The 2,716-nt window shown below is 45.1% G+C and carries 3 protein-coding genes; 1 reads left to right on the forward strand and 2 read right to left on the reverse strand.

Going from position 1 to position 2,716, the window contains the following annotated elements; all coding sequences use genetic code 11:
• Window positions 1-883: LCP family protein (locus tag J7K79_RS08180; RefSeq protein ID WP_296907386.1), on the reverse strand; the 883-nt coding region annotated here is incomplete at its 3' end.
• 43 nt (window positions 884-926) lie between these two features.
• Here J7K79_RS08180 and J7K79_RS08185 point away from each other — a divergent pair.
• A complete protein-coding gene (locus tag J7K79_RS08185) occupies window positions 927-1,889 on the forward strand; it encodes an L-lactate dehydrogenase (protein ID WP_296907388.1) in 963 nt (320 codons plus the stop codon).
• On the opposite strand, the gene ecfT is transcribed toward J7K79_RS08185, so the two are convergent.
• On the reverse strand, window positions 1,824-2,627 hold the full coding sequence (ecfT, locus tag J7K79_RS08190) for an energy-coupling factor transporter transmembrane protein EcfT (RefSeq protein ID WP_296907390.1): 804 nt from the start codon (window positions 2,625-2,627) through the stop codon (window positions 1,824-1,826). The genes J7K79_RS08185 and ecfT overlap by 66 nt on opposite strands.
• Between the last annotated feature and the right edge of the window lie 89 nt (window positions 2,628-2,716).

A 2,716-nucleotide genomic window follows, 5' to 3' on the forward strand; every position in this document is an offset into this window, starting at 1 on the left:
ACACCCTTGAAACGAGTGAGGAAATGTTCAGAACAACGAGATTCAAAGAAGAAGTCTCTTTAGCACATCCCTCAAACAACTTCTTTTTGAACAAAGAAAGTTCTTTCCTGTCCACGAAAACCTCTCCACTCTCACCTACAACATAGGGGAGCGTGAAAAACTGTGTCTTTACTCCTTCCCTCACTTTTGAGAAAAGCGTCAAAAGTTCAGAAAGTTCTATATTCGTTTCGATGTACGGACCCACCTTTCTGTATATCCTCGAGATATCAACAGGACTTTTGCTCAGGGCCTTACTGAGAAGCTTTTTGAAGACGTCTTTCTGGCGTTCTATCCGTGCAAGATCTCCCATGGAGTCCTTCCTGTATCTTATATATGCAAGGAGTTGCTTGCCGGACAGCCTGTAAGGGACACCGGGCTTGAAATTTATGACAAGGTTCTGAGAAAGATCCTCGTAAAACATGACTTCGTTTGGCACCACTTCTATTGGTCCCAGCTCATCCCCGAGAACCTTGAATCCTTTATAATCGAAAACCACGTAAGAGTCAATCTTTATTCCGAAGATCGACTCCACGATCTGAAAGAGCTTTTCCACTCCGAAAGAATTGTAGATAGAATTGATTTTTCTCCCTTCCACCATTAGATCCCGCGGTATGGAAACGAAGGAGAGTACCCTCTTTTGCCAGTCGAGCACACCAAGAACAATTACATCGGTTCGAACAGTGTGCTCAATCACTTCGTCTTTTCCGAGGACAAGAAAGATGTAAGGATTTTCCACTTCTCCTTTGAAAAGAAAAGACACCGCTTTGTTCAAGAAAACAAGGGATGATATAATTAAAAAGAAGGCCAGACTAATTGACAAGAAGAGTAACACTTTTTTCACCATGACATCACCCTGTTTGTATTCTATCACCACGGAGGTGGTATCTATGAAGATAGGTATCATTGGTCTTGGAAGGGTAGGCTCGAGCACTGCGTTTTCACTGTTGATGAAAGGATTCGCAAGAGAGATGGTGCTAATAGACATCGACAGAAAAAGGGCTGAAGGAGACGCTCTCGATCTCATACACGGTACACCATTCACAAGGCGTGCAAACATTTACGCAGGTGGATACGAAGACCTGAAGGATGTAGATGTGGTCATAGTTGCCGCAGGTGTTCCGCAGAAACCAGGTGAGACTAGACTCCAGCTTCTTGGAAGAAATGCCAGAGTAATGGAGGAAATCGCTAGGAATGTTTCAAAATACGCTCCTGACTCCATTGTGATAGTTGTTACAAATCCAGTCGATGTTCTCACTTACTTCTTCCTCAAAGAATCAAAGATGGACCCAAAAAGAGTCTTTGGATCAGGAACTGTGCTGGATACCGCAAGACTCAGAACTCTGATTGCCCAGCACTGTGGTTTTTCCCCGAGAAGTGTTCACGTGTATGTAATAGGAGAACACGGCGACTCTGAAGTTCCCATCTGGAGTGGCGCCATGATCGGTGGTATACCACTTCGAAACATGTGCCAGATCTGCAACCGGTGTGATTCCCGTATCCTCGAAGAGTTCGCAGAAAAGGCCAAAAGAGCAGCATACGAGATCATAGAAAGAAAGGGAGCAACGCATTACGCCATCGCCCTCGCGGTAACAGACATCGTGGAGGCGATCTTTTTTGACGAAAAAAGAGTTCTAACGCTGTCCGTGTACCTCGAAGATTACCTTGGAGTAAGGGACGTGTGCATCAGTGTTCCCGTCACCCTCGGCAAACAGGGAGTGGAAAGAATCCTAGAGCTCAAACTGAACGATGAAGAGTTGAAGGCTTTCAGAGAGTCCGCGAGGATATTAAAGAACGCCATCGAAGAAATCGTGGCCGAAGAGAACCAGAAGCAGAACACACAGAGTAAGTAAAACGTATAATGTATCAGAGAATTTCCATTCTATGTCTCTGAATTTCACCTTGGGAGGCTCTCCCGTGTAAAGACGAGCCTCCATCGCTGTTGCAAGTTCTTCTGCCTTTCTCAAGGCAGAAGCCAGCAAGGGAACGATAGTCACAACGAGAGCTTTCAATCTGTCTATGAATTTTCCTCTTTCAAAATTTGCTCCTCTTGCTATCTGAGCCTTCAGTATCCTGTCTGCTTCGAGAGTCAGAATGGGAACGAACCTCATAGCGATTGTCATCACCATGCCGATCTCATGGCCGAGTTTTCTTGCCCCAAAAAGTGAAAAGAGGTTCTCTATCGCCCGCGCCGTCAGCAGAGGAGGAGTGGTGGCGGAGAAGTTTTCCGCAAGAAGAATAATCAAGAGCAGTCTCAACAGTATGTAAGCCGCTGACAGGATCGCTGTGTCTGTTATAAACCAGATGATCCTTCTGCCATCCGATGGCGAAAGAAACTGTACCGCCACAGCAAAAACCATGAGGAACCACATGCTTTTTAGTCCCGCCAGGTATATTTTGAATCCTGTCCGGCTGAAAAGTATCAGGAGAAAAACGGCTACTCCAGGAAAAAGGTAAAAAGTAAGGTTGGGCACAAGAAGGATAGAAGATATCAAAAGAATCATGCCCAGAAGTTTTGCGCGTGGGTCAATTTTGTGAATTATCGAATCCGTTGGAACGTACCTTCCAATGAGGACGGTCGGCAGTCTCATTTTTTACCCTTTCTCTTTTTCTTCTTCGTTTCTTCAAAAGCACCATCGAGAAGTTTTTTCATCTTCTTTAGCTCGCGATAGACAAGGTA

The sequence above is a fragment of the Thermotoga sp. genome, from assembly GCF_021162145.1.
Lineage (GTDB): Bacteria > Thermotogota > Thermotogae > Thermotogales > Thermotogaceae > Thermotoga.